General features: G+C 71.4%; 24 protein-coding genes. 16 read left to right on the forward strand and 8 right to left on the reverse strand.

Annotated elements, in window-relative coordinates; genetic code table 11:
* Nucleotides 1-8 precede the first annotated feature (8 nt).
* Nucleotides 9-1,202: a zinc-dependent alcohol dehydrogenase gene (locus tag ACFY1L_RS02900; protein WP_388817160.1), complete on the reverse strand. Its 1,194-nt coding sequence runs from the start codon at nucleotides 1,200-1,202 to the stop codon at nucleotides 9-11.
* A 181-nt stretch (nucleotides 1,203-1,383) separates the two neighbouring features.
* Here ACFY1L_RS02900 and ACFY1L_RS02905 point away from each other — a divergent pair, with 181 nt between their 5' ends.
* Complete coding sequence (locus ACFY1L_RS02905; protein WP_388817163.1) at nucleotides 1,384-2,373, forward strand: DUF3048 domain-containing protein; 990 nt, start codon at nucleotides 1,384-1,386, stop codon at nucleotides 2,371-2,373.
* A 28-nt stretch (nucleotides 2,374-2,401) separates the two neighbouring features.
* On the opposite strand, the gene ACFY1L_RS02910 is transcribed toward ACFY1L_RS02905, so the two are convergent.
* On the reverse strand, nucleotides 2,402-2,866 hold the full coding sequence (locus tag ACFY1L_RS02910; RefSeq protein ID WP_388817166.1) for a MarR family winged helix-turn-helix transcriptional regulator: 465 nt from the start codon (nucleotides 2,864-2,866) through the stop codon (nucleotides 2,402-2,404).
* Between the two features lie 214 nt (nucleotides 2,867-3,080).
* Here ACFY1L_RS02910 and ACFY1L_RS02915 point away from each other — a divergent pair, with 214 nt between their 5' ends.
* The 8 genes from ACFY1L_RS02915 to ACFY1L_RS02950 all read left to right on the forward strand — a co-directional run bounded on the left by ACFY1L_RS02915 (nucleotide 3,081) and on the right by ACFY1L_RS02950 (nucleotide 10,394).
* Nucleotides 3,081-3,836 (forward strand): CoA transferase subunit A, encoded by a 756-nt coding sequence (locus tag ACFY1L_RS02915; protein WP_388817169.1) that lies wholly within the window; start codon nucleotides 3,081-3,083, stop codon nucleotides 3,834-3,836.
* The gene (locus tag ACFY1L_RS02920) at nucleotides 3,836-4,480 is read left to right on the forward strand and encodes a CoA transferase subunit B (RefSeq protein WP_388817172.1); all 645 of its coding nucleotides are present in this window, start codon (nucleotides 3,836-3,838) and stop codon (nucleotides 4,478-4,480) included. Before ACFY1L_RS02915 ends, ACFY1L_RS02920 begins: the two co-directional genes overlap by 1 nt.
* The gene (locus tag ACFY1L_RS02925; RefSeq protein ID WP_388817175.1) at nucleotides 4,477-5,679 is read left to right on the forward strand and encodes a thiolase family protein; all 1,203 of its coding nucleotides are present in this window, start codon (nucleotides 4,477-4,479) and stop codon (nucleotides 5,677-5,679) included. Before ACFY1L_RS02920 ends, ACFY1L_RS02925 begins: the two co-directional genes overlap by 4 nt.
* An 18-nt stretch (nucleotides 5,680-5,697) precedes the next feature.
* Nucleotides 5,698-6,471, forward strand: coding sequence for a protocatechuate 3,4-dioxygenase subunit beta (gene pcaH, locus ACFY1L_RS02930; protein WP_388817178.1), 774 nt, complete (start codon nucleotides 5,698-5,700; stop codon nucleotides 6,469-6,471).
* A 6-nt stretch (nucleotides 6,472-6,477) separates the two neighbouring features.
* Complete coding sequence (pcaG, locus tag ACFY1L_RS02935; protein WP_388817180.1) at nucleotides 6,478-7,083, forward strand: protocatechuate 3,4-dioxygenase subunit alpha; 606 nt, start codon at nucleotides 6,478-6,480, stop codon at nucleotides 7,081-7,083.
* Nucleotides 7,080-8,414 carry a 3-carboxy-cis,cis-muconate cycloisomerase gene (pcaB, locus tag ACFY1L_RS02940; RefSeq protein WP_388817183.1) on the forward strand — a complete coding sequence of 445 codons (1,335 nt, stop codon included), beginning with the start codon at nucleotides 7,080-7,082 and terminating at the stop codon, nucleotides 8,412-8,414. The genes pcaG and pcaB overlap by 4 nt, the downstream gene beginning before the upstream one ends.
* A complete protein-coding gene (pcaD, locus tag ACFY1L_RS02945; RefSeq protein WP_388817186.1) occupies nucleotides 8,411-9,538 on the forward strand; it encodes a 3-oxoadipate enol-lactonase in 1,128 nt (375 codons plus the stop codon). Before pcaB ends, pcaD begins: the two co-directional genes overlap by 4 nt.
* 64 nt (nucleotides 9,539-9,602) lie before the next feature.
* Nucleotides 9,603-10,394 carry an SDR family NAD(P)-dependent oxidoreductase gene (locus ACFY1L_RS02950; protein ID WP_388817188.1) on the forward strand — a complete coding sequence of 264 codons (792 nt, stop codon included), beginning with the start codon at nucleotides 9,603-9,605 and terminating at the stop codon, nucleotides 10,392-10,394.
* A gap of 47 nt (nucleotides 10,395-10,441) precedes the next feature.
* Here ACFY1L_RS02950 and ACFY1L_RS02955 read toward each other — a convergent pair whose 3' ends face one another.
* Complete coding sequence (locus ACFY1L_RS02955) at nucleotides 10,442-13,126, reverse strand: ATP-binding protein (RefSeq protein ID WP_388817191.1); 2,685 nt, start codon at nucleotides 13,124-13,126, stop codon at nucleotides 10,442-10,444.
* A gap of 181 nt (nucleotides 13,127-13,307) precedes the next feature.
* On the opposite strand from ACFY1L_RS02955, the gene ACFY1L_RS02960 reads away from it, so the two are divergent.
* Genes ACFY1L_RS02960 through ACFY1L_RS02970 form a run of 3 tightly spaced genes read left to right on the forward strand, consistent with a single transcriptional unit; the run spans nucleotide 13,308 to nucleotide 16,832 of the window.
* Nucleotides 13,308-14,588 (forward strand): MFS transporter, encoded by a 1,281-nt coding sequence (locus ACFY1L_RS02960; protein ID WP_388817194.1) that lies wholly within the window; start codon nucleotides 13,308-13,310, stop codon nucleotides 14,586-14,588.
* Nucleotides 14,589-14,592: 4 nt separating this feature from the next.
* Nucleotides 14,593-15,747, forward strand: coding sequence for an anhydro-N-acetylmuramic acid kinase (locus tag ACFY1L_RS02965; RefSeq protein ID WP_388817197.1), 1,155 nt, complete (start codon nucleotides 14,593-14,595; stop codon nucleotides 15,745-15,747).
* Nucleotides 15,748-15,797: 50 nt separating this feature from the next.
* Nucleotides 15,798-16,832 carry a DUF2510 domain-containing protein gene (locus ACFY1L_RS02970; RefSeq protein WP_388817200.1) on the forward strand — a complete coding sequence of 345 codons (1,035 nt, stop codon included), beginning with the start codon at nucleotides 15,798-15,800 and terminating at the stop codon, nucleotides 16,830-16,832.
* Between the two features lie 136 nt (nucleotides 16,833-16,968).
* Here the strand turns inward: ACFY1L_RS02970 and ACFY1L_RS02975 are convergent, their stop codons facing one another.
* Nucleotides 16,969-17,583, reverse strand: a complete 615-nt coding sequence (locus ACFY1L_RS02975; RefSeq protein ID WP_388817203.1) for a TetR/AcrR family transcriptional regulator — start codon at nucleotides 17,581-17,583, stop codon at nucleotides 16,969-16,971.
* Between the two features lie 228 nt (nucleotides 17,584-17,811).
* Between ACFY1L_RS02975 and ACFY1L_RS02980 the strand changes: the two genes are divergently transcribed.
* Together ACFY1L_RS02980 and ACFY1L_RS02985 are read left to right on the forward strand one after the other, a co-directional pair.
* Entirely contained in the window at nucleotides 17,812-18,618 is an 807-nt protein-coding gene (locus tag ACFY1L_RS02980; RefSeq protein ID WP_388817206.1) for a phosphatase PAP2 family protein, read from the forward strand.
* Nucleotides 18,615-19,556: a hypothetical protein gene (locus ACFY1L_RS02985; protein ID WP_388817209.1), complete on the forward strand. Its 942-nt coding sequence runs from the start codon at nucleotides 18,615-18,617 to the stop codon at nucleotides 19,554-19,556. The genes ACFY1L_RS02980 and ACFY1L_RS02985 overlap by 4 nt, the downstream gene beginning before the upstream one ends.
* 17 nt (nucleotides 19,557-19,573) lie before the next feature.
* Here ACFY1L_RS02985 and ACFY1L_RS02990 read toward each other — a convergent pair whose 3' ends face one another.
* The 4 genes from ACFY1L_RS02990 to ACFY1L_RS03005 form a co-directional block, all read right to left on the reverse strand.
* On the reverse strand, nucleotides 19,574-20,413 hold the full coding sequence (locus ACFY1L_RS02990; RefSeq protein ID WP_388817212.1) for a phospholipid scramblase-related protein: 840 nt from the start codon (nucleotides 20,411-20,413) through the stop codon (nucleotides 19,574-19,576).
* Nucleotides 20,414-20,490: 77 nt separating this feature from the next.
* Nucleotides 20,491-22,545 carry a phosphocholine-specific phospholipase C gene (locus ACFY1L_RS02995; RefSeq protein WP_388817215.1) on the reverse strand — a complete coding sequence of 685 codons (2,055 nt, stop codon included), beginning with the start codon at nucleotides 22,543-22,545 and terminating at the stop codon, nucleotides 20,491-20,493.
* Between the two features lie 147 nt (nucleotides 22,546-22,692).
* Nucleotides 22,693-23,145 carry a hypothetical protein gene (locus ACFY1L_RS03000; RefSeq protein WP_388817218.1) on the reverse strand — a complete coding sequence of 151 codons (453 nt, stop codon included), beginning with the start codon at nucleotides 23,143-23,145 and terminating at the stop codon, nucleotides 22,693-22,695.
* Nucleotides 23,146-23,193: 48 nt separating this feature from the next.
* Nucleotides 23,194-23,568, reverse strand: a complete 375-nt coding sequence (locus ACFY1L_RS03005) for a hypothetical protein (RefSeq protein ID WP_388817221.1) — start codon at nucleotides 23,566-23,568, stop codon at nucleotides 23,194-23,196.
* A gap of 136 nt (nucleotides 23,569-23,704) precedes the next feature.
* On the opposite strand from ACFY1L_RS03005, the gene ACFY1L_RS03010 reads away from it, so the two are divergent.
* Nucleotides 23,705-25,495, forward strand: coding sequence for a sensor histidine kinase (locus ACFY1L_RS03010; RefSeq protein WP_388817223.1), 1,791 nt, complete (start codon nucleotides 23,705-23,707; stop codon nucleotides 25,493-25,495).
* Nucleotides 25,483-26,166 (forward strand): response regulator, encoded by a 684-nt coding sequence (locus ACFY1L_RS03015; RefSeq protein ID WP_388817226.1) that lies wholly within the window; start codon nucleotides 25,483-25,485, stop codon nucleotides 26,164-26,166. The genes ACFY1L_RS03010 and ACFY1L_RS03015 overlap by 13 nt, the downstream gene beginning before the upstream one ends.
* Nucleotides 26,167-26,205 lie beyond the last annotated feature (39 nt).

Consider the following 26,205-nt stretch of genomic DNA (forward strand, 5'->3'; position numbering starts at 1 on the left):
GGGGTGGCTCAAGGGTGCATCAACACCTTGACCGCGCCGTCCTGCTTCTTCTGGAACATCTCGTACGCGTGCGGGGCGTCCGTCAGCGGCAGCCGGTGGGTGGCGAAGTCGTCGACGCCGAGCGGGTCCTCGTCGGTGAGGTAGGGCAGGATGTCGTCGCTCCAGCGGCGGACATTGGCCTGACCCATCCGGATCTGGATCTGCTTGTCGAACATCGTCAGCATCGGCAGCGGGTCGGCCATGCCGCCGTAGACACCGGTGAGCGAGAGCGTGCCACCGCGGCGCACCAGCTCGATCGCGGTGTGGAGAGCGGCGAGCCGGTCGACGCTGAAGCGTTCCGCGAACGGTCCGCTGATCCTCCTGGGCAGCAGGGCCGAGGCCTGCTGGGGGGCCAGCCGGGCGGCAGCGCTGCCGTGGGCCTCGGTGCCGACCGCGTCGATCACGGCGTCGGGGCCGCGGCCGTCGGTCTCGTCGCGGATCGCCTCGATCAGCTCCTTCTCGTTGTCGAAGTGCCTGAGGTTGTACACCTCCACACCCCGCGACTTCGCCCTGCGCAGCCGCGCGTTCACCAGGTCCACGCCGAACACGCGCCCGGCGCCCCGCACTTGGGCGACACGGCAGGCCATGTCGCCGATCGGTCCCAGGCCGAGCACGGCGACGCTGCCGCCCTGGGGGATGCCGGCGTAGGAGACGGCCTGCCAGGCGGTGGGCAGCACGTCGGAGAGGTAGAGGAAGCGGTCGTCCGGCGGCCCCTCCGGGATCTTGATCGGGCCGAACTGGGCCTGCGGCACCCGCAGATACTCGGCCTGGGCGCCCGGTACGGCGCCGTACAGCCGGGTGTAGCCGAACAGGGCGGCACCCATCCCCTCGCTGGTCACCTGCGTGGTCTCGCACTGTGTGGGCAGCCCGGTCAGGCACATCCAGCAGTCGCCGCAGGCGATCTGGAACGGCACGACGACCCGGTCGCCCGCCGCGAGGTCCGGCACCCCGGCACCGACCTCCTCGACGATGCCCATCGGTTCGTGTCCGAGGATGTCCCCCGGCGTCATGAACGCGGTGAGCACCTCGTACAGATGCAGATCGGAACCGCACAGCCCCGTCGACGTGATCCGGATGACCGCGTCGGTCGGTTCCTCGATCTTCGGATCGGGCACGTCCTCGACCCGTACGTCCCGCTTGCCCTGCCAGGTCACAGCCTTCATCGCGTGACGCTCCCTCCGTCGCATCGGTGCGTCCGGTCCTGCGGTGCCGCCCGGGTACCCGAGCGCCCCGAGCCGAAGCGGGGATGAGAGCCGGATCCGCGGATTCAACGCGCGCAACCAGAACCGAGCGGGTATGGCCATCAATGAACGAATAAGCGCACAATCATTGACACGGGATGTGATGGCCAAGGTGAGCACGCGACGCAAGGCACGCCCGCGACGGGCGTCGATGACGGTGGCGTTGTTGGCCGCCGCGATGACGGCCGCCCTGGCCGCGGGCTGCACGGGAGGGAACGGCCCGGCGGAGGACGGACGCGGCCGGCTGCAGACGCCCGTCCCGGACCAGAGCCCCACCGGCGCCTCCGTGCTCGCCGTGAAGATCGACAACGCACCCGCGGCCCGGCCCCAGACCGGGCTCAACACGGCGGACGTCGTCTACGCCGAGCAGGTCGAGGGCGGGCTCAGCCGTCTGATGGCGGTGTACGCGACGACACTGCCCCAGGTCGTCGGGCCGGTACGCAGCGCCCGCGAGTCGGATCTGGAGCTGCTGCGCCAGTACGACGACCCGACGCTCGCCTTCTCCGGAGCGCAGGGCAAACTGCTGCCACTCATCGACAGGGCCCCGCTGCAGGCGGAGCCGCCCGGCAAGGCGTCCGACGCCTACTTCCGCGGCACCGACAAGGCCGCACCCCACAACCTCTACCTGCGCCCCGCCCGACTGATGTCGTCGCCCCCTGGCGCGGCCGCCCTGACGAACGGCTTCCACTACGGCGCCGCACCCGCGGGCGGCAAACCGGAGACCAGCCGCACGGTCCGCTTCCCGGCGGCCCGCTTCACCTTCACCTGGTCCCCGACCAAGCACAGCTACTTGGTCGCGATGGACGGGACACCCACGGTGTCGCCCGACGGGAAGGAGGTGGCACCGGCGACCGTCGTCGTGCAGCACGTGAAGGTGCGCAAGTCCGACTTCCACGACTTCCTGGGCAACAACACGCCGTACACCGAGACGGTGGGGTCCGGGAGGGCGGAGGTCCTGCGCGACGGGCGGGTCTACGACGTCGACTGGAAGCGGGAGCAGGCAACGGACGGGACGGACTTCACGACGCCGGACGGCAAGCCGGTGAACTTCGCGAAGGGGCAGGTGTGGGTGGTGCTGGCGAAGGCAGGCTGATCACCCCGGTGTGCTCACCGCTGCGCGCTCACCTATGCGCCACGAGGGGTTCCGCCGGGTTGCGGAGCCCTTCGGCCGCGTCCGCGACCCGCCGGATCAGGTCGAAGAACACCGCCTGCTCGTCGCCGGACAGCGGCGCGAGGAAGACCTGGTTCATCCGGGCCGTGCGCACGGTCAGCTTGCGGTGGGTGCGTATGCCCTCGTCGGTCAGGCGCAGCAGGAAACGGCGGCCGTCCTGCGGGTCGCGCACCTTGTCGAGCAGGCCGCGCCTGCCCAGCCTGCTGATCACCTCGGCGATCGTGGACCGGTCGAGCCCCACCCGCTCCCCCACCGTGCGCTGGTCCAGGCCCGGCTCGGCGACGAGCGCGTTGAGGACCGCGAACTGGGGCGAGGTGATCTCCTCCGAGACCATCGTGTTCCACAGCAGGTAGTGGGCCTGCTGCAGCCGCCGGGCCAGATGCCCGGGGTGGGTGGTGAGGTCCACCGCTGCCATGTGCGCTCCCTGCGGTCGAATTGGTCGGTGCACTGAACGATACCTGTCGGCCGTTGGACTGTCTGCAGCCCTGCACACATCGCTGACCTTGCACTTCCATAGGGTCTTGACGTCACACCCTTCCAGTGGCAGCGTGAAGGAAACTTCACCGAAATACTCAGTGCCCTGATTAATTCATTGAGGCCGGGCGCTCGGACGGGATGGAGCTTCACGGATGGACAAGGTGGTCGCCACAGCCGCGCAGGCGGTGGCCGATGTGCCGGACGGCGCGACACTCGCCGTCGGCGGATTCGGGCTGAGCGGTGTACCCAACGTGCTGATCCAGGCGCTGTACGAGCGCGAGGTGACCGGCCTCGGCGTCGTCTCCAACAACTGCGGGGCGATGGAGACCGGGCTTGCGGTGTTGCTGGCGGCGGGGCGGATCGCCCGGGTGACCGGCTCCTACATCGGGGCGAACAAGGAGTTCGCGCGGCAGTACCTGGCCGGGGAGCTGGAGGTGGAGCTGATCCCGCAGGGCACGCTCGCGGAGCGGCTGCGGGCCGGCGGGGCGGGGATCCCGGCCTTCTTCACCCCGGCCGGGGTGGGGACGCAGGTGGCGGAGGGCGGCCTGCCCTGGCGCTACGACGGTTCCGGTGGGGTGGCGCTGGCCTCGCCGCCGAAGGAGGTGCGGGAGTTCGACGGCACCGAGTACGTGCTGGAGCGGGGCATCCGGACCGACTTCGCGCTGGTGCGGGCGGCGCGCGGGGACCGGCACGGGAACCTGGTGTTCAACAAGTCCACCCGCAACTTCAACCCGCTGGCCGCGATGGCCGGGCGGGTGACCATCGCCGAGGTCGAGGAACTCGTGGAGCCGGGTGAGATCGATCCGGATGCGGTGCACCTGCCGGGCATCTTCGTGCAGCGGGTGGTCGCCCTGACGCCCGAGCAGGCGGCCGACAAGAAGATCGAGCAGCGGACGGTGAGCAGCTGATGGCCTGGACACGCGAACAGATGGCCGCGCGGGCCGCGCGCGAGCTGGCGGACGGGCAGTACGTCAACCTGGGCATCGGCCTGCCCACGCTGATCCCCAACTACCTCCCGCCGGGGGTGGAGGTGATCCTGGAGTCGGAGAACGGCATCCTGGGCACCGGCCCGTATCCGGCCGAGGACGCCGTCGATGCGGACCTGATCAACGCCGGGAAGGAGACGGTGACCGTCCTGCCGGGTGCCTCCTTCTTCGACTCCGCGCTGTCGTTCTCGATGATCCGCGGCGGGCACATCGATGTCGCGGTGCTCGGTGCGATGCAGGTGTCCGCGAAGGGAGACCTGGCGAACTGGGCCATCCCCGGGAAGCTGATCACGGGGATCGGCGGCGCGATGGACCTGGTGCACGGGGCCCGCACGGTGATCGTGGTGATGACGCACACCGCGAAGGACGGCTCGCCGAAGATCCTGGAGGAGTGTGCGCTGCCGCTCACCGGCAAGGCGTGTGTGAACCGTGTCATCACCGATTTGGGCGTGATCGACGTGACACAAGATGGATTGGTGTTGACCGAGGTCGCGCCCGGGGTGGCCGTGGACGAGGTCATCGCCAAGACCGACGCCAAGCTGACTGTCGCGGAGGGCCTGCTGTGAACACGGTTTACATCGTCGACGCGGTGCGCACCCCGATCGGCCGCTACAACGGCGCCCTGGCCTCGGTCCGCCCGGACGACCTGGCCGCCCACGCGATCCGCGAACTCCTCGCCCGAACACCGCAGTTGGAGCCGTCCCGGATCGAAGACGTGTACTTCGGCAACGCCAACGGGGCCGGCGAGGAGAACCGCAACGTCGGCCGCATGGCCGCCCTGCTGGCCGGCCTGCCCACCTCGGTGCCCGGCGTGACGGTCAACCGGCTGTGCGCCTCCGGCCTGGAGGCGGTCATCCAGGCCGCCCGCGCCATCGCCGTCGGCGACGCCTCGATCGCCGTGGCCGGCGGGGTGGAGTCGATGACCCGCGCCCCGTACGTCCTGCCGAAGTCGGACAAGCCTTTCCCTGCCGCCCACGCCGAGCTGTACTCGACCACCCTGGGCTGGCGCATGGTCAACCCGAAGATGGACCCGCAGTGGACCATCCCGCTCGGCGAGTCCGCGGAACTGATCGCCGACAAGCACAAAATCAGCCGCGAGCAGCAGGACGAGTTCGCCCTCGCCTCCCACCACAAGGCCGCCAAGGCCCAGGAGGCCGGGCTCTTCGACACCGAACTGGCACCCGTGCCGGTGCCGCAGCGCAAGGGCGACCCGGTGCTCGTCGCCGCCGACGAATCCGTCCGCGCGGACGCCTCCCTGGCGGCGATGGCCAGGCTCAAGCCGTCCTTCCGCACCGAGCACGGCACCGTGACGGCCGGCAACGCCTCCCCGCTCAACGACGGCGCGGCCGCCCTGCTGCTCGTGGACGAGGAGGGCCTGCGCGCCACCGGCCGCGAGCCGCTCGCCCGTATCTCCGCCACCGGCGTGAACGCCCTCGACCCGCACTACTTCGGGCTGGCCCCGGTCGAGGCCGTCAACCGCGCCCTCGCCAAGGCCGGCAAGACCTTTGCCGACCTGGACGTGCTGGAGCTCAACGAGGCCTTCGCCGCCCAGGTGCTGGGCTGCGTCGCCGAATGGCCCGAGTTCGACCCGGCCATCCTCAATCCGCAGGGCGGCGCCATCGCGCTGGGCCACCCGCTGGGCGCCTCCGGTGCCCGCCTCGCCGGCACCGTCGCCCACCAACTCGACCGCAAGGGCAGCGGTGTCGGCATCGCCACCCTCTGCATCGGCGTCGGCCAGGGCCTCGCCCTCGTCCTCGAACGTTAAGACCCCCGAGGAATCCCCATGACTCTCACGCAGCACGACATCGACCAGGAGATCGCGGCCGAGCACGCCGCGTACGAGAAGCGCATCGCCGACGGCGCGCCCGTCGAGCACCAGCCACGCCGCGACTACGCGCCGTACCGCTCCTCGGTCCTCCGTCACCCCAAGCAGCCGCCGATCTCGATCGACGTCAGCAAGGACCCGGAGCTGGTGGAGCTGGCCTCCCCCGCCTTCGGCGAGCGCGACATCACCGAGATCGACAACGACCTCACCAAACAGCACAACGGAGAGCCGATCGGTGAGCGGATCACCGTCTCCGGGCGGCTGCTGGACCGCGACGGCCGTCCGATCCGCGGTCAGCTCATCGAGATCTGGCAGGCCAACTCGGCCGGTCGATACGCCCACCAACGCGAGCAGCACGACGCCCCGCTGGACCCGAACTTCACCGGCGTCGGCCGTACGCTGACCGGCGACGACGGCCAGTACGAGTTCACGACCATCCAGCCCGGCCCGTACCCGTGGCGTCAGCACCTCAACGCCTGGCGGCCGGCGCACATCCACTTCTCGCTCTTCGGCACGGCGTTCACCCAGCGGCTCGTGACGCAGATGTACTTCCCGAGCGACCCGCTGTTCCCGTACGACCCGATCATCCAGTCGGTGACGGACGACGCGGCCCGGCAGCGGCTGGTCGCGACGTACGACCACAACCTGTCCGTGCCGGAGTTCTCGATGGGTTACCACTGGGACATCGTGCTCGACGGGCCGAACGCCACCTGGATCGAAGAAGGGCGCTGACCTGCCATGACGAAGATCGACACGAGCCGCCCGGAGACCGTGCTCCCGACCCCGTCGCACACGGTCGGCCCCTTCTACGGCCACGCCCTGCCCTTCCCCGGCGGCGGCGACATCGCCCCGGTCGGCCACCCGGACACGATCACCGTTCAGGGGTACATCACCGACGGCGAGGGCAATCCGCTGCCGGACGCCTTCGTCGAGCTGTGGGGCGCGGACCCCGACAGCAACCTCCCGCAGGTCGACGGCTCGATCCGGCGCGACCCGGCGAGCGGCGGCTACCTGGGCCGCAACGGCGTGGAGTTCACCGGCTGGGGGCGTATCCAGACGGACGCCAACGGCCACTGGTACGCGCGTACGCTGCGGCCCGGCGCCCGAGGGCAGAGCGCGCCGTACATCAGCGTGTGCGTGTTTGCGCGCGGGCTGCTGGTGCACCTGTACACGCGGATCTACCTGCCCGGTGACGAAGCGGCGCTGGCCGCCGACCCGCTGCTCGCCCGGCTGGCCGCCGAGCGACGCGACACGCTGATCGCGAAGGACGACGGCAAGGGCACATACCGTTTCGACATCCGCCTTCAGGGCGAAGGCGAGACGGTCTTCCTGGAGTTCCAGTGACTTCTGTCGATTCCGACGACACCGGCCTGCTCGCCCCCGGGTGGGCAGGCTCCCCCGCCGCCTCCGCGACCGGCGACCGGGCTTATCTGCAGGCCCTGCTCGACGCGGAGGCGGCACTCACCCGCGCCCAGGCGACCCTGGACCTCGCGCCGTCCGAGGCGGCGACCGCGGTGACCGAGGCGGCCGACGCCGCCCGCTTCGACGCACGGTCGCTGGCCGAGCGCGCCCGCGGCGGCGGCAATCCCGTCATCCCGCTGGTCGCCGATCTGACGAAGGCGGTCGGCGAGGAGTACGGGCCGTACGTCCACCGGGGCGCGACCAGCCAGGACATCATGGACACGGCGACCATGCTGGTTGCCCTGCGCACCCTGGACCTGATCCTCGCCGACCTCGCCCGTACCGAACGAGCACTGGCCCGGCTGGCCGCCGACCACCGTGACACCGCGATGCCGGGGCGGACGCTCACCCAGCACGCCGTACCGACGACGTTCGGGCTGAAGGCGGCCGGCTGGCGGTCGCTCGCCCTCGACGCCCGGGACCGGATCAAGGCCGTACGGGACTCGCTGCCCGCCCAACTCGGCGGTGCAGCAGGGACGTTGGCGGCGTTCACCGTGTACGGCGCAGCGGACGCACAGGCGCTCACGGCGGCCTTCGCGCGCGAACTCGGGCTTCAGGAGTCGCCGCTCCCCTGGCACACGCTCCGCACGCCGATCGCCGATCTCGCCGGGTGCCTGGCCTTCGCGGCCGGGGCGCTGGGCAAGGCGGCCGCGGACGTGCTGGTCCTCGGTCGTACCGAGATCGCCGAGGTCGCGGAGGGCAGCGGCGGCGGTTCGTCGGCCATGCCGCACAAGGCGAATCCCGTACGGTCCACGCTGATCGCGGCGGCTGCCCGGCGGGCTCCGCAGCTCGCGGCCACGCTGTACGGGTCGCTGGCCGCCGAGGACGAGCGGCCGGCCGGGGCCTGGCACGCCGAGTGGGAGCCGCTGAGGGATCTGCTGCGGCTGGTCGGCGGGGCCGCCCGGGACGCCGCCGAACTCGCCGAGGGACTACGGGTCCACGCCGATGCCATGCGTGAACACCTGGGCCGCACCCACGGGTTGATCGTGTCCGAGCGGCTGTCCGCCGAGTTGGCCCCGGTGCTGGGCCGCGCCCGCGCGAAGGCTCTGCTCACCGACCTCGCCAAGCGCACCTACACCGAGGGCCGTTCGCTGGCCGAACTCCTCGCCGAAGAGTCCGAGTTGAAGGACCTCGACCTCGACGAGCTCACCGACCCCGCCCGATACACCGGCTCCGCCGGAGCCCTCACCGACCGTGCCCTGGAGCGACGTTGACCGACACACTCCTCAACCACCGTGCCGAGGGGCCCTCTTCCGCTCCCCCGCTGCTGCTCGGGCCCTCGCTGGGCACGTCGTACGCCCTGTGGGACAAGGTGGCGCCCGAGCTGTCCATCACCCACCGGGTCGTCCGCTGGGACCTGCCGGGGCACGGCGGATCCGCGCCCGGACTGATCAAGCCCGGTGCCACCATCGGCGACATCGCCGACCTGGTGCTCGCGCTCGCCGACTCGCTGGGCATCGAGCGGTTCGCATACGCCGGTGTGTCCCTCGGCGGGGGCGTCGGTCTGCATCTCGCCCTGCACCACCCGGACCGCGTGTCGTCACTGGCCGTGATCTGCTCGTCGGCGCACTTCAACGGGTCCAAGCCGTGGGAGGAGCGGGCCGAGCTGGTGCGGCGCGAGGGCCTGGGCACGCTCGTGGAGAGCGCCCCCGCCCGCTGGTTCACGCCCGGTTTCACCGTGCCGGAGCTGGTCCGGGACCAGGCGGACGCCGATCCGGAGGCGTATGCCGCCTGCTGTGACGCGCTGGCCGCCTTCGACGTGCGCGACCGGCTCCCGGAGATCTCCGCGCGCACACTGCTGATCGCCGGCCGCGAGGACAAGGCCACACCGCCCCCGCATCTGCGGGAGATCGCGGACGCCGTGCCCGGCGCCACGCTCGTCGAGCTTCCGGGCTGCGCGCACCTGGCGCCCGCGCAGTGCCCCGAGGCCGTACTGACGGCGCTGCGGGCGCACCTCGACGGAGGCGCCAAGCGGGGCATGGAGGTGCGGCGCGAGGTGCTCGGCGACGCGCACGTCGACCGGGCCCAGGCCCGCCAGACCCCCTTCACCGCCCGCTTCCAGGACTTCATCTCGCGCTACGCCTGGGGCGAGATCTGGACCGACCCGACGCTCTCCCGCCGCGAGCGCAGCATGATCACACTGACCGCGCTGGTCGCACACGGCCACTACGACGAGCTGGCCATGCACGTCCGGGCGGCCCGGCGCAACGGCCTCACGCCCGAGGAGATCGGCGCGGTGCTGCTGCAGACGGCCGTGTACTGCGGGGTACCGGCGGCGAACTCGGCGTTCGCGGCTGCGCAGCGCGTCCTGGCGGAAGAGGCCGAAGCGGAAGGGTGACCCTGCTGGTAGTAGCTTCAGCAGCACCTCGCACATGCCTCCGCCGCGTGCCTACGGTGGAGGCATGTCCACCATTCTGATCACCGGCGCCACCTCCGGTCTCGGCCGCTACGTCGCCTTCGAACTGGTCCGCTCCGGCCACGTCGTCCTCGCGCACGGCCGCGACCCGCGCCGTACGCAGCAGCTGGTCGAGGAGCTGCGCACCGAGGGCGACGCCGAGGGCTTCGTCGCCGACCTGGCCTCGCTGACGCAGGTGCGCGAACTGGGCGCGCACGTGGCCGACGCACACCCCGACCTCGATGTCCTGATCAACAACGCGGGCGTGGGAGCGGGCGCGCCGGGAGCGGGCCGCGAGCTGAGCACCGACGGCCACGAACTCCGCCTGGCCGTCAACTACTTGGCACCGGTGGTACTGACCCGCACCCTGTTGCCCGTCCTGCGCGCGAACACACCGGCCCGAATCGTCAACGTGGGTTCGGTGGGCCAGGACCCCCTCGACTTCGACGACATCGAGTTCCGCCGCGCCTACGACGGCTTCGCGGCCTACCGCCGCGCCAAGTTCGCCCTGGCGGCCCATACGTTCGCCCTGGCCGAGGAGTTGGCCGACACGGGCGTCGCGGTGAACGTCCTGCACCCGGCGACTTTCATGGACACCGCGATGGTCCGAGAGGGCGGGGTGACCCCCTGGAACACGGTGGCGGACGGCGCCCCTGGCGTACTGGCCCTGGCGACCCAGGACCTGGGAACGGGCGGCTACTTCGACGGCACAAGTCGCTCACGAGCACACGAGGCAACGTACGACCGCGAGGTACAGAAACGCCTGTCAACGGTCACAGACCAACTCCTGGCGCTGTAGCGGCTTTTGGCTTTCAGGGGCGCGGGGAACTGCGCGACCGGTCAATCTCAGCGCAACCCCCGCCCATTCTCGAGCACCTCTCGAGCCTGCCCCACCAACCCGTCCGCCCCACACGACCGAGCAAGCGCAAGCCCCCGATTGAGCTCGGCAACCGACCGCGCAGCGATGCCGTACTCCACCCGAGCCGCCGCATGCTCGTACTGACAGGGCGACGCCTCCAGGTAGGCAACGGCCTGAGCCGCCAGACGAACGGCCCGCTGCCCCGTCTCCAACGCGGCAGCACACCGAAGCGCCTCCCCGATGGCGGTATCCGTACCGAACCGCTCGGCCTGCCGCCGCGCATCCGCGGCGAGCCGCCCCGCCCGGGCCGGATCCTCCGTGGCGAGGGCACGGGCGAGGTCGAGCGCCCAGGGCACGACCACCGGATTGTGATGCCCGCGCGCGGCCGCCGCCTTCTCGGCCTCCTCCAGCTCGTTGATGCCCTCCTGGGTACGGCCGACAGCGAGCAGCAGCCGACCACGCACGGACCGCGGATCCGGCATCACGATCGTGGAGGGGTACGGCGGCGCGAAGCCATACTGCTCGGCGATCGCCCAGGCCTCGTCGACATGCCCGCGGCAGAGCAGGACATCGACGAGGTTGCAGGTCGCCGTCCAGTACAGCGGCAGCCCGCGCCCGACCCGCTCGGCCAGGCGCAGCGACTCCCGCAGGGAGGACTCGGCGTCCCTGAGCCGCCCACGCCTGCGGTGCCCGAGGCCGACGTAGGCATGGGCGAGGGCGAGGTGGCCGCCGCTCCAGCCGGCCGACTCGTAGGCGCGCAGGGCCTCGTTGTAGAGGCTCTCGGCGCGGTCGAGGCGGTCGGTGTAGGCGTAGGAGTTGGCGAGCATCAGCAGGAGTTCGATGCCCCACTCGGTGTCGGTCCAGCCGAGCCCGGGGGCGAGGCGGCCGTTGACGAGGGAGCGGTCGCAGGCTTCGACGACCTCCTCCGCGTTCTCGCCCTGGATCAGGGCGTCGAAGCCGCGCAGCATGAGCAGGGCGCGCTCGGAGTTGTTGCGCCCGGTGCAGGTGGCGGCGAGTGCGGTGAGGCGCTCGGAGCGGCCCGGGGAGATGGCCTCGCCGGCGTAGATGCCCTCCCACATGAAGTGCACGGCCTGGAGCCGGAGTTTGGCGGGTCCCTGCTCGTGCCGGGCGGCCTCCGCCTCGACGGTGCGGACCGCTTCCTCCAGCTGGTCGTTGTGGAGGAGCGCCTGGGAGAGGCGGAAGACGGCGTCCACGCGGGTGTCGCCGTCGAGGCCGGGCATGGCGAGCGCGGTCTGCAGGTGGTCGATGGTGACGGCGGGCGCGGTGAGGAGGGTGGCGCAGCCGAGTTCGTAAAGGACCTGCGCGTGGGCCTCGGGTACGGGCGGTTCCAGCAGGGCGCGTTCGAGGCAGCGGCGGGCCGCGTCGGGGGCGCCGACGGCGAGGTGTTCGCCGGCTGCCTCGCGCAGCTGCTCGACGAGTTCCTCGTCGTCGTCCGGGTGGACCTGGAGGAGGTGGCGGGAGGCCATGGCGGCGCCGAGGCCGGAGTCGGTGACGACCTGGGCGGCGATGCCGTGCATGGCGGTGCGCAGGGCGTCGGGGATGGAGTTGTAGACGGCGGAGGCGATCAGCGGGTGCACGAACTCCAGGTCGCCGGTGTCGGCCTGGGCGCTGGCCGGGTCGGGTTCGGTGAGGATGCGGGCGCCCTGCAGCAGTTCGGCGCAGCGCTGTGCGTCGTCGTGGCCCATGGTGGCGAGCTTGGCGACCAGGCCGACGGAGATGCCGGTGCCGAGGATCGCGGCGGCCCAGGCGAACCGGGTGGCGTCGATGCCGAGTTCCTCGAGGCGGGCGACGAGGCCGCCGCCGCGGGCCGAGCGGTTCAGGGCGCGCAGTTCCGCGGCGGCGCCCTCGGTCGGCTCCAGTTCGCTGTCCTGGACCTTGGCGAGGAGTTCCACGGTCTCGTACGGGTTGCCGCCGGTGACGGCCCAGACCTCGCGGCAGAACGGGGCGTCGGCGTGCGGGCCCAGGGTGGCGCGGGTGAGGCCGGCGGTGGCGTCCGGGGTGAGGGCGCTCAGGGTGGCGTCGGGGCGCCCTGCGGCGGCGGCGATCGCCTCGAGGTGGCGGGCGCTCTCGCCGCTTACCTCACCGGGCCGCCGGGCGACCAGGACCAGGACGGACAGGTCGTCGAGCCGCTCGGCGAAGGCGGCGAGCCAGCGCAGGGTCTCCTGGTCGGCCCAGTGCGCGTCGTCGATCAGCAGGACCAGCGGCCAGTCGCGCCGGGCCAGCCTGCGTACGGCGGCGACGAGGCCGTCGCACACGCCCTGCGGGTCGGCCTGGCGCTCGCCCGGTTCCGTTATGCCGAGGGCGGGGCCGGCGATGTCGTACCAGTCGCCGAGGTACTCACGGGCCTCCTCGGGCATCAGCGAGACCAGTGCGGGCTGCAGCAACTGCCGTACGACGTTGAAGGGGACGGACCTGAGGGTCTCGCCGCCGCGGGCCGACCAGACCGTGCAGCCGCGGCGCTCGGCGATGCGGCGGGTCTCGGCCAGCAGGGCCGTCTTGCCGAGTCCCGCCTCGCCCCGGACCATCAGCAGGCTGCCCGAGGACGAGCGGTCGGCGCACAGGGTGTCGATCGCCTGCCCGACGGCGGCGACTTCCTCTTCGCGCTCCCACAGGGAGTCCGAGGCGGCCTCCGTGGGCCTGACCTCCGTCATCCCGCTACCTCCCCAAGTCGCCCGAACGACGTACAGATCTCGAGCGTAGCGGCCCGATTGCGCAAGTGGAGGCCGGTCCGGGTACCTGTTGCCGTGATGGGTGACAGGGAGTTCGGGCGGGCGACGCGCCAGGCCTGTGATCTGCCTGTGTGAAGGTGACCGACAGTCAAAAGGCGCTGAAATGACGCTGTTTTCCGGACAACGCCGGGCCACGCGGGAGCCGTCTGCGGTAAGAGCGCTCGCGGCGAGCTCGGTGGGCAATTTCGTCGAGTGGTACGAGTTCGGGGTCTACGGCTACTTCGCGACCGTCATCGCGGCGCGGTTCTTCACGCCGGAGGGCGGCGGCGAGGTCGAGGCGCTGGTGAGGACGTATGCGTCGTTCGCGTTGGCGTTCTTCTTCCGGCCGGTCGGGGCGGCCCTGTTCGGGCGGCTCGGCGACCGGATCGGGCGCCGGCCGGTGCTGATCCTGGTGATCCTGCTGATGACGGGTGCGACGACGCTGATCGGTGCGCTGCCGACGTATGCCACGGTCGGCGCCCTGGCCCCGTGGCTGCTGACGTTTCTGAGGGTGCTTCAGGGGCTGTCCGCGGGCGGGGAGTTCGGGGGCGCGGTGGCGGTGATGACGGAGTTCGCGCCGCCGGGCCGGCGCGGGCTGTACGGGTCGTGGCAGTCGTTCACGGTGGCGCTGGGGCTGCTGGGCGGGGCGGGGGTGGCCGCGCTGCTGGCCACCGTGCTCACCGAGCGGCAACTGGGCGACTGGGGCTGGCGGGTGCCGTTCCTGCTGACGTTGCCCATGGGACTGGCGGCGCTGTGGCTGCGGTTGCGGCTGGAGGAGACGCCCGCGTTCCGGGAGGAGGCGGAGGTCGTACGTCCGCCGGTGCGCGAGGTCGTCGGCGCGATCGCGCTGGGTGCCGCGCGGATCATGGGCTGGGCGGCGGCCGGGTACACCTTCCTGGTCGTGCTGCCGTCGTATCTGCAGAGCACGCTGAACGCGAGTTTCCAACAGGCCTTGATCGCCACCGTGTTGGCGAATCTGGGCTTCGCGGTGACGATCGTGCCGGCGGGGCTGCTCAGCGACCGGGTCGGGCGGCGGGCGGTGATGCTGACGGGCGCGCTGCTCGTGGTGGTGCTCGCGCTGCCGCTGCTCAACCTCCTTCAGGACGGCGGGACTTCGCACGCCGTGAAGGGCGCCGCGGTGTTCGGCGCGGGTGCCGTGGTGGGGCTGATGGCGGGTCCGGGACCGGCGATGCTCTCGGAGCTGTTCCCGACGAACGTGCGCTACACGGGCCTGGGACTCGCCTACGCCCTGTCGAATGCCGTGTTCTCGGGCTGTGCCGGGCTCATCATCACGGAAACCGTGAAGCGGACGGGGAACGTCGACATCCCTGGGTACTACGCGGCGGCGACGTGTGCGGTGAGCGTGCTCGCCCTGACCAAGGCACCGAAACGGAAAGCGAGTTGAGCGCATGCGGGTGATCGGCCTGATGTCGGGCACGTCCTGCGACGCCATCGACGCGGCGGCAGCGGACCTGAGCCTCGCCGACGACAGCCTCGTACTGAAGCCGCTCGGGATGGTGAGCGAGGCCTACGACGAGGAGCTGCGGGAGGCGCTCGGGGCCGCGCTGCCGCCGTCGGCCACCTCGCTGGCCGAGGTGTGCCGGCTCGACACGGAGATCGGGCAGGCCTTCGCCGCGGCGGCCGTCCGGGCCGACCGCGAACTGTGCCACGGGGAGGCCGAGTTGGTGGCCTCGCACGGACAGACCGGCTACCACTGGGCCGACGGCGGCAAGGTGCACGGCACGCTGCAGCTCGGGCAGCCGGCCTGGATCGCCGAGGCGACCGGGCTGCCGGTCGTCGCCGACTTCCGGCCGCGCGACATCGCGGCCGGCGGTCAGGGCGCGCCCCTGGTCAGCCTGGTCGACCTGCTGTGGCTGCGCGGCCGTCCGGGCACCCCAATTGCCCTCAACCTCGGCGGCATCGCCAACCTCACCGCACCGGACGGCACGGCCTTCGACACCGGGCCCGCGTGCGCGCTGATCGACGCGGCGGCGAGCGGGTTCAGCGGCGGACGGTTCGCGTACGACGTCGACGGCGCGCTGGCCGCTCGCGGCACCGTCCACGAGCCGCTGCTGGAGCGGCTGTTGCAGGAGCCGTACTACGCGCTGCCCGCGCCGAAGACGACGGGCAAGGAGCTGTTCCACCTCGGCTATCTGCGGGACGCGCTGGCCGGGTTCGGGACGCTCAGGGCCGAGGACGTGGTCGCCACCCTGACCATGCTCAGCGCCCGCACGGTCGCGGACGCGGTGCGCGCGCTGGGCGCCAGCGAGGTGATCGTCTCCGGCGGCGGGATCCGCAACCCGGTGCTCATGGGGATGCTGGGGCAGCGGCTGCCGGGGGTCGCGGTGCGCACCTCCGACGAACTGGGGCTGGCGTCGGACGCGAAGGAGGCGTACGCCTTCGCCGTGCTCGGCTTTCTGACCGCGCACGGTCTGGCGGGCACCGAGCCTGCGAGCACCGGGGCGCGGCATGCGAGCGTGCTCGGCTCGATCACACCCGGCCGGGCGGGGCTGCGGCTGCCGGCGCCGGGTGCAAATCCGCCGAAACGGCTGGTGGTGGCCTGAGACCGGGATCCTCTCATCCCTCTTTCACCGACGCCTCATACGGTGGGGGCATGACGCAGGTGACTCCTCCCGGGTGGTATCCCGACCCCGGGCAGACAAGTGAGGGTCCCGCCACCGAGCGCTGGTGGGACGGCAAGGCATGGACGGAGCAGACCCGTCCCGCGGGCTCGGCCGCCGTATGGGGTCCCCCGGCGCAGGCGCCGACCGCCGGGGCCGGTCCGGCCGACCCGGCGTATGCGGCCTATCCGACGTACCCGGGGTTTCCCGCCCAGCCGCCGGCCGCTCCGCGGCGCGGTCTGCGCACGGGCATCGCCGTCGGCACGGCGGTGGTCGTCCTCGCGTGCATCGGTGTGGGTGTGTACGCGCTGGCGGGCAACGACAGTTCGGGCGGCAACGCCACCTCGCAGCAGGGGCCGGGCGGCACCGGCGGCCAGGGCGGTCCCGGCGGCTCGGGCGGCGGTCAGGGCGGTCCCGGCGGCAACGGCGGGTCCGGTGGATCCGGGGGCTCGGGCGGCTCCCAGTCGCCCGCTCCCGGCCAGTCCGAGGCGCCGAAGATCGAGAGCGGTTCGGTGACGGACGCACTGTCCGGGATCAGCATCCCGATCCCGCAGGACTGGTACGGCCAGGAGTACGCGGCGGGCGCGCAGGTCACGTCCAACGACTCCTACAAGTGCCCGGGCGACACCTCCCAGACCTGCACCAAGGGCGGCGCATCGTCGACCCTGGCCGCGGTCCTCAAGACTGCGGGCAGCACGGCCGAGGCGGTCGCGAAGGCCGACATCGAGGCGAACGCCGAGCAGTCCTACGGCGGCAAGACATACGGCTCGATCACCTCGCACCAGGTGCTGGACTCCAAGGCGGTGACCGTCGCCGGGCAGAAGGGCTACCTGGTCCGCTGGAAGGCGATCACCAGCAAGGGCGCCGATGGCTATGTCGAGTCGCTCGCCTTCCCGTCCCCCGCCGAGTCCTCGCAGATCGTCGTGGTCCGCTTCGGCGTCGACGTCGGCGAGAAGCAGTCGATCATCGACACGATCACCCAGGGCATCAAGGTGTCGACCGGCAGCGGCAACGGCCAGAAGGTCTGAACACCTGTCGGCCGGGTGGGGCGCCTCTCCGCTCAAGAGGAGCCCCACCCGGCCGGGGGGTGCGCGCCGCCCCCGTCCCCACGGTGCGGCGCGAGCAGGTCACCGTCCAGTCATCCCATGGACGGCGGCCTGATTCTCAGCTGAGACCGAGTGCCGGCAGCACGGCGGCCTCCACGAAACGGACCAGGTAGTCCGGGTCTGCGTACTCGCCGTCCACGACGGGGCGGGCGCGTACGACGCCGAACATCTGCGCCGGGATGTACTCCAGCGCCGGATGGTCGGCGACGATCTCGCCGCGCTCGACCCCGCGGCGCAGGATCTCCTTCAGTGCGGCGATCTCCGGGTCGACCAGCGCCTCCCGCAGCGCCTTCGCGAGCTCCACGTCCTGGGTGACGGCGTGCCCGAGGGCCTGCAGCAGCTTGGTGTCGTTCGTCGACCACCGGCCCACCGCGCGTGCCGCCTCACGCAGGTCGTCCGCGAGCGATCCGGTGTCGATGCCACCGAAGCGGGCCTTGCGGCGGGAGCGCAGGGCGGCCACCACGAACTGGGGTTTCGTCTTCCACTGCCGGTACAGCGTGGACTTGCTGCAGCGGGTGCTGGCGGCGATTCCCTCCATGGTGACGGCCTCGTATCCGCATTCGCGGATCTGCTCGAGCACGGCGTCGAAGAACTCCTGCTCACGCTCGCGCGTGAGTTTGGAGCGGCGCGAGGCGGCGACCGTCTCCGGTCCGTCCGCGGCCTGCGACGTCATCTGCTCTTCTCCCTCACTCCGAGTGCCGGCTTTATTCGCGCTTTATTCCCGGCTTCCAGTGTGTCGTACCTCAATCGATACGCCAGTGTACCGGAACGTCGGCGTATCGGTACACTGCCGTATCGGAACGCTTTCGTTTCGGGACGGACGCGTACCGATGAGTTCGGGCCACGGCCCGAGTCATCACTCGCACCAGCACAAGCACCACGTCAGCGAAGGGGCCGGGGGATGAATGCCCGCACCGAGCCTGCAACAGCAGAAGGGGAGACCGGCGCGATAGCGCGGCCTCCGGTCGTCCGTGAGCTCCTGCTCGTCGCAGGGCTCTTCCTCGTCTACAAGTTCGGCCGCCAACTGGCGACGGGCCACACCGGGGAGGCGCTGCACAACGCGCACCGTGTGTGGGACCTGGAACGGACGCTCCATCTGCCCGGCGAGGGCTCGGTGCAGTCGGTGCTGCTGCACAGCGACATGCTCGTGCACATCGCGAACACCTACTACGCGACGGTGCACTTCCCGGCCACCGCGGCCTTCCTGGTCTGGCTCTACCTGCGGCGCCCCGCGCACTACGTGTGGGCCCGCAGGGTTCTCGCCATGGTCACCTCCGCGGCCCTGGTGCTGCCCTTCGTCCTCCCGCTGGCGCCGCCGCGGATGCTGGCCGCCACGGGGCTCGTCGACACGGCGCACGTGTACGGCCCGTCGGTCTACGGGCCGCCGTCCTCGGACCACCTCTCGAACCAGTTCGCGGCGATGCCGTCGCTGCACTTCGGCTGGGCCCTGATGGTGGCGATCGGCCTGATCGCGGCGACGCGCTCCCGCTGGCGCTGGCTGTGGCTGCTGCACCCGCTGGTGACGCTGCTGGTCATCGTGGGCACGGCGAACCACTACTGGCTCGACGCGATCGTGGCGACCGCCATGCTCGGCGCCGCCCTCGCCCTGATCCACCGGCCGCACCGCACGGTCACCACCGCCGGGCGCGGCAGCGAGCAGCTCGCCCCCGTCGCCGAAGACAACGTCCTGGTAGGAGCGGGCCGATGAGCGCCACCCTTCTCGCCGTCGCCCTGTCCCTGTTCTCCGCCGTGGCCTACGCGGCCGCCGCGGTCGCCCAGGAGCGGCTGGCCTCCCGCAACCCCGGCTCGGGCCTGGCGCACATGCTGAAGGCGGGCGCCTGGTGGGGGTCGGTCCTGCTCAACGCGTCCGCCGCGCTGCTGCACGTCGTCGCCCTCAAGTACGGTCCGCTGACCGTGGTGCAGCCGCTCGGTGCGCTCACCCTGGTCGCGGCGGTGCCCATGGGGGCGCGGATCGCCGGGCGGAAGGTCAGCGCGGTCGAGTGGCGGGGCACCGCACTCACACTGCTCGGCCTGTCCGCGATCCTCGTCACGGCGTCCGGGCACGCGCCCGAGACGGTGCTGAGCGCACCCCAGGCGCTGGCGGTCGCGGGCGTGACCGCGACGCTGATCGGCATGCTGGCCCGGCCCGGAGCCCGGCCGGGGCTGCGGCACGCGAGCGCGTCCGGCTTCGCCTCCGGTGTCGCCTCGGCGCTCACGCAGACCGTGACGGTGGCCGCGACGGACCGCTCCGGCTCGCTGCTGAGCTGGCAGGTGATCGGCGTGGCACTGCTGGTCGCGGCCTTCGCGACGGGCGGACTGCTGCTGTCGCAGACCGCCTACCAGGGCGGCCTGGGCGCACCGCTCGCCATGGTGACCCTGGCCAACCCGATGGCCGCCGCGGTGATCGGACTCACACTGCTCGGCGAGCGGCTGCAGGGCGGGGCGGCCGGCGTGCTCCTCGCGCTCGCGGGAGCGGGACTGGCGTCCTGGGGCGTGGTGCTGCTGACCCGGGCGACGCCCGAGGTGGCCCTCGTGGACGAGGAGCACCCGGTGGCGGCCGTACTGGCTCTGGAGCCCGAAACGGCGCTGCTGGAAAACCCGTTGGTGCCCCGACAGCCGGAGCCGGGGCACCTCACGGCGCTGTGACGGTCGGACCCCGAGGGTCAGCCGAGGCCGCGCGAGTCCTGCTTGAGTGCCGTGTCGACGGTCAGGGCCGTCGCGACGACGAGGCTCAGCAGCGGCTCGGGCAACTGGTAGTGGATCTGCAGGACGTAGTTGTCCGCGGTGGTGAACATCGTCTTGGCGAGGCCTTCCCAGGTCTTGGTGATCCGGGCGACCTCGTTCTCGGCGTGGTCCACGATGGCGAAGTTCCAGGCCCGCCAGTTCTCCGCCTTGATCGCGCCGACCTTCTGGCCGTTCACGTTCATCGCGAAGTTGATCTTCCCGATCATGTTCTCCTGGACGATCTCGCCGACGGGCGAGCCGTCCGGACGGGACACGATCACCCGGGACTTGAAGAACTTCGCGGGCCGGGTCAGCAGCAACTGGGGCTGACCGTAGGCGTCGCGGATCTCCAGCTTGTGCGTCATGAACTGGTCGAGGCTGGAGAGGAAGCGCAGCACCTTCTTCAGCGCGCTCTGCCCGACCTCGGTGACCGAGCCGATCTGGTTGCCGTTCTGATCCATGACCTTGTACTCGTTGGTCACCTCGATCAGCTTGGCCTTCTGGTTGACCACCAGGACCGGCTCGCTGAACAGGGTGCCGCCGCCGGGGCCGCCCGCGGCGACCCCGGCCTCCTGCTGCACCTGACGCTGAACCCGCAGGTCGGGTCCCGCGGCCTGCTGCGGGACGTGCTGCGGTACTTGCTGCTGGGCAGCCTGCGCCTGCTGCTGGTCCGGGTTGGTGTGCTGGGTCCACTGGGTGCCGTCCCAGTAGCGGAGGGTCTGGGGCGCTCCGTGCGGATCCGGGTACCAGCCTGCAGGTGTGTTCGATTGCGTGGTCACCGGGGCACACTACCCTGGCCCCACCAACCCCTGACCACCCCCTGCGACACGGTATTCACCAGGATTTACTCCCCATTTCACCGGGAGATGATCGCCGGGTCGCTCACCCCGGGCCGCCCGTTCTCGACATGTCCGGCGAATCGCCGCTGGAACGCCGCATCGGCCTCGGAGGTGACGGTGAGGTCGTACCAGCGCCGGCTCGCGGCGAGGTCGACGGTGTGCCTGACGGTGGCGCCGGGGCGGACCGTGATGGTCTGCGGCTTGCATCCGTAGCCGCCGGACACCTTCAGACGGGCCGTGCCCGAGCCCTTGTTGGTGAAGGTCAGCTCGATGTCGTCGCCGCTGTGGCGGGCGGTGACCTCGGGCCCGGCGGTCTTGTTGTTGCCCTTGAAGACGCGCAGGAAGCCGTTCGGGCCGTGCACGGCCAGGTCGTACGAGCCCTTCGAGTACGCCGAGTTCCAGGTGTCGGCGACGGTCTTGCCGGCCTCGGTGGTGTAACTCCACGGCCCGTCGGTGCGGTTGCCGGAGGTCACCAGGAAGGCGGCGCCGGCCTTCGCCCCCGAGGCGAAGGTGAGCGTGAACTTCCCGGCGGCCGTGTCCGCCGAACCGTCCACGTACGGCGCGTACTTGAGGGGCCGCGCCGGGCGCAGTCCGCGCTCCTGCTTGGGCAGGACACCGCTCGCCGGCGGGGTCGGCACATAGTCGGGATGGCGGTTGTGGTCCGGCGGCTGGTAGCCGTCGGTGCCGGGCAGGGCGACCGGCTTGGTGTCCTTGTGGGAGAAGTCGAACGCGGAGGTCAGGTCGCCGCAGACGGCGCGCCGCCAGGGCGAGATGTTCGGCTCGTGCACGCCGAAGCGGTGCTCCATGAACCGGATGATCGAGGTGTGGTCGAGCGTCTCGGAGCAGACGTAACCGCCCTTGCTCCAGGGCGAGACGACGAGCATCGGCACGCGCTGACCGAGTCCGTAGGGACCGGCCGGGTGGCTGCTGTCGCCCTTGAACAGGTCGAGGGCGGGGTCGACCGTGGACTTGCCCTGCGCCGCGGAGCCGGCCGGGAACGGCGGGACCAGGTGGTCGAAGAAGCCGTCGTTCTCGTCGTACGTGACGAACAGGGCCGTCTTCGCCCACACCTCGGGCGAGGAGGTGAGCGCGTCGAGGACCTGGGCGATGTACCAGGCACCGTAGTTGGCGGGCCAGTTGGGGTGCTCGGTGAAGGCCTCGGGGGCGACGATCCAGGAGATCTGCGGCAGCTTGCCGCCCTTGACGTCCGCCTTCAGCTGGTCGAAGAAGCCCTCGCCCTTGCGGGCGTCTGTGCCGGTGCGGGCCTTGTCGTACAGCGGGTCGCCGGGCTGGGCATTGCGGTACTGGTTGAAGTACAGCAGCGAGTTGTCGCCGTAGTTGCCGCGGTAGGCGTCCTGGATCCAGCCCCAGGAGCCGCCTGCGTCGAGGCCGTCGCCGACGTCCTGGTAGATCTTCCAGGAGACGCCGGCCTTCTCCAGCCGCTCGGGGTAGGTCGTCCAGCCGTAGCCCGCCTCGTCGTTGCCGAGGACCGGGCCGCCGCCCTGACCGTCGTTGCCCGTGTAGCCCGTCCACATGTAGTAGCGGTTCGGGTCGGTCGAGCCGATGAACGAACAGTGGTAGGCGTCGCAAATGGTGAAGGAGTCGGCGAGCGCGTAGTGGAACGGGATGTCGTCACGGGTCAGGTACGCCATCGTCGTGGACCCCTTGGACGGGACCCACTTGTCGTACTTGCCCCCGTTGAAGGCGGCATGTCCGTCGTTCCAGCCGTGCGGGAGGTCCTGGAGGAACGCCATGCCCAGGTCGTCGGCGTCGGGGTGGAAGGGCAGGATCTCCTTGCCGTTCGCGTCCGTCTGGTGCCAGACGGCCTTGCCGTTCGGCCAGGTCACCGGGCGCGGGTCGCCGTAGCCGCGGACGCCTCTGAGTGTGCCGAAGTAGTGGTCGAAGGAACGGTTTTCCTGCATCAGGACGACGATGTGCTCGACGTCCTCGATGGACCCCGTGCGGTGGTTCGCCGGCAGCGCGGCGGCACGCTGGATGCTGTTGGACAGTGCCGTGAAGGCTGTGGTCGCGCCCGCGACCTGCAGGAATCGGCGCCGGTTGACTTCGGGCATGGGTGAAGGACCTCTCGCCTTGAGGGTGTTCGGCCGGCCGGATGTGACGGATTGCGCGCGGAGCGAGTGTTCCAAGAGCACCAAACGTCAGGGAAGGGTCTGGTGGCGTCTGTGTGAAAGTCGTCGGTACGTGAGGTGCGGCGCGACTCAGTCCGGCAGGGTGAAGGGGGTCGCGGACGGCAACTCGGCGGCGAGGCGTGCCGCTTGGGTGCGCCAGCGGGCCTCGACGCAGATCAGGACGGGCCGCTCCGGTGCGGCCACACGTCGGAGCCGCAGCCTGCTAGTCCCGCCCCTGCCGACACGGAACGCCTCCACCAGCACGCTCCCGGCCGGGTCGGCCCAACCCGAGTGCGGCGGCCCGGGGCCGAGCAGGAAGAGGCGATGCTGGGTGAGCGCCAGGAAGACCGGCCGGGACCGTCGGCGCGCGAAGGTACCCCAGCGTGACCGGCTGCCCCACAGGGCACCGGCGAGAGCGTGGGGTACCACCGCCCCGTAGAGCCGGATCCGCACCGTTTCACCGGGCAGCAGGGCCGGGGCGATCAGTTCGAGGAGTTCGGCGGTGCCGGGCTGTCCGGGCTCGTCCGCCTGCGGTGCGGGCATCGGCGGCCTCCAGACCTGGGACGGGCCTGGAGACCGCCGGCGCAGCGGTCACCAGCCTTGGTAATTGCCCATGTTGTGCTGGAAGTTGTCGTACATGTGGTCGGAGAGGCCCTGAGGGTCGACGTCGAGGTCGTCCTCGATCTGCTGGCGCTGGTAGAAGTCGTCGAGCTCCTCGCCCAGCGACTCGTCCGGTACCTGCTGTTCGGGCACGCCGTACGACGAGTCGGCGTCCCCCGAGCCGCCGTACGGCGCATCGCCGTCCCCCGTCCCCTCGTCGTACGACGTGTCCGCTCCCCCGTCGCCCGGGTCGTCCTGTGCGATCCCGGGCGGGTCGGCCGGCTTGTCCGGGTCCGGACTGCCGCAGGCCGTCAGTGCCATGACCAGTGCGGCGCCGGCCGAGACCATCAAGAGCTTGACTCGCATGGTTGGTTCTCCCCCGTGGTGTTCTGTGTGCTGTGCGGTGGTGCAGTCCCAGACTGGCAGCGGCCCGCCTGCGTCTCTGCGGGGTCAACCCTCCGAAGGGCGGCGGGTTTTCCCTCCGGTCGGCACAATGGAGGGCATGCCGGCGGCAGGCGTCGTCCCGACAGCCGCCACTGCCTGGCCATGGGGGGAGGACCGGGATCCGAGCCGGTCGCTCGCCCCCGTGGCGCTGGGGGTGGCGGGGGTTCTTGTCGCCTCGGCAGCCGTGGTCATCACCTGGCGTGTCGCGCCCTATCCGCCGTGGCTGTGGCTTCCGGTGCAGCTGGCCGGTGTGTCGTTCGTGGTGTGCGGGGTCGTGCTGCGACTGCGCAGGCCGGCCAACGGCACCGGCCCGCTGATGATCCTGGTCGGCTTCACGTGGTACATCGGCGACCTTCAACTCAGCGACAGTGCCGTGCTGTTCGCGATCGGCTTCTGCGGCTACCACCTCACGTACGCCGCCATCGGCCATCTGGTGCTGGCGCTGCCCGCCGGGCGGCTCTACAACCGGTACGAGCGCTGGGTGGTCGCCCTGCTGTACACCATGCCGCTGGTGACCCAGGGCGTGCGGTACGCGGCCGAGTACCCGCCGCAGCCGCAGATGTGGGGCGATCCGCACGCGCGCTACTCGGTCTGGGCGCCTATCGGCAGCGTCCTCGTGTTCACACTGACCGTACTGACCGCCGCGCTTGTGGTGCGCCGCTGGTCCACGGCCGGGCGGCCCGTGCGGCGCGCGTACGCACCGGTGTGGATGACGATGCTTGCGCTGGGCGCTGTGGTCGCCGCGGGCGCGGTCGCGGCGATGCTCGACGCACCGCACGCCGTACAGCGGCTCACGCTCTTCGGGTACGCCGTGGGCATGATCGTCACGCCGGTCGCGCTGGCGGGCGGGCTGGTGCGGGTGCGCATGGCCCGGGTGCGGGTCGCCGATCTCGTCGTACGACTGGAGGAGTCCGCCGAGCCGGAGGACGTACGGGCGGCCATCGCCGAGGCGCTCGGCGACCCCGCTCTGGAGCTGTGGTTCCCGCGCCCCGAGGCACCGGAGCATCCGGGTGTTCGCTATGTGCGCGCGGACGGCTCGAGGGCCGACACCGCGCCGCGGGACGGCCGTTGTGTCACGCCCGTCGTCCGGCGGGGCGAGCCGCTCGCGCTCGTCGTCCACGATCCGGCGCTGCGTGAACAGCGGCCGCTGGTCGACACGGTGCTGGCCGCGGCCGGACTCGCCCTGGACAACGCCCGGCTGCTGGCCGCGCAACGCGCCCAGTTGGCGGAGATCCGTGCTTCGCGGGCCCGGGTCGTGCTGGCGGCCGACGCCGAACGGCGGCGCATCCAGCGCGATCTGCACGACGGCGTCCAGCACAAGCTGCTGGCCATCTCGATGCTGGTGGACCGGGCCCGGGGGACTCCGGCAGCTGCCGACGACGACTGGGAGCGGACCGATCTCGCCCGTGCCGCCGCCCACTTGACGGAGGTCCTGGCCGAACTGCGCGCGCTGGCCGAGGGGATCCATCCGCCGGCCCTCGCGGAACAGGGGCTGGCGGCCGCCGTCGAAGCGCTGGCGGAGCGCGCGCCGTTGCCCCTGCTGGCGGAGATTCCCGACCGTCGCAGGCCCGAACACCTGGAACGGGCCGTCTACTTCATCATCACCGAGGCCCTCGCCAACACGTACAAGCACGCGCACGCGTCCCAGGTGCGCGTCGAGGTGACGGACGGCCCCGACCGGCTGCTCGTCGAGATCGCCGACGACGGCGTCGGCGGCGCGGATCCCGTACGGGGCACGGGACTTCGGGGACTGGAGGACCGGGTGGGCGCGCTCGACGGACGGCTTCGCGTGGACAGTGCGCCCGGTGCGGGCACCCGTCTGGTCGCGGAGCTGCCATGCGGATCGTGATCGCGGAGGACTCCGGGCTGCTGCGGCAGATGCTGGCCGAGATCCTCACCGCGCGCGGCTTCACCGTGACCGCGGAGGTCGCCTCCCTGCCCGAGGTGCTGCAGGCCGTCGCCGCCGATCCACCCGATGTGGCCGTGCTGGACATCCGTATGCCGCCGACCCATCGCGACGAGGGCCTGCAGGCCGCGGAGCGGATCCGGGCCGACCATCCCTCCGTCGGTCTGCTGGTGCTCTCGCACTACGCCGAGACCTCGTACGCGATGCGCCTGCTGACGGCGGCCGACCAGGCGGTGGGCTATCTCGTCAAGGACCGGGTGCGGGACGCGGACCGGCTTGTCGACGCCATCAAGCGGGTGGCGTCGGGCGAGGTCGTCGTGGATCCGGACGTCGTCCAGCGCGTGCTCACACGTCCCCGGACGTCGGATCCGCTGGCGCCGCTGCTCCCGGTGGAGCGGCAGATCCTGGCGCTGATGGCCGAGGGTCAGTCCAACGGGGCGATCGCGGGGCGGCTCAGCTACAGCCTCAAGACCATCGAAAAGCGCGTCACCTCGATCTCCCAGAAGCTCGGCCTGCCCCACCCGGAAAGCCACGAACGGGCACACGTGAACCTGCGGGTGCTCGCGGTACTGGCCTATCTGCGCAGCACCCGGCCGGCCGACCCTTCCGTCTGACGGAAGCGGCCTTGCCGGGCTGTGTCCCCCGTCACGAAT

Origin of the sequence: Streptomyces sp. NPDC001663 (genome assembly GCF_042893105.1) — a bacterium.
GTDB lineage: Bacteria > Actinomycetota > Actinomycetes > Streptomycetales > Streptomycetaceae > Streptomyces.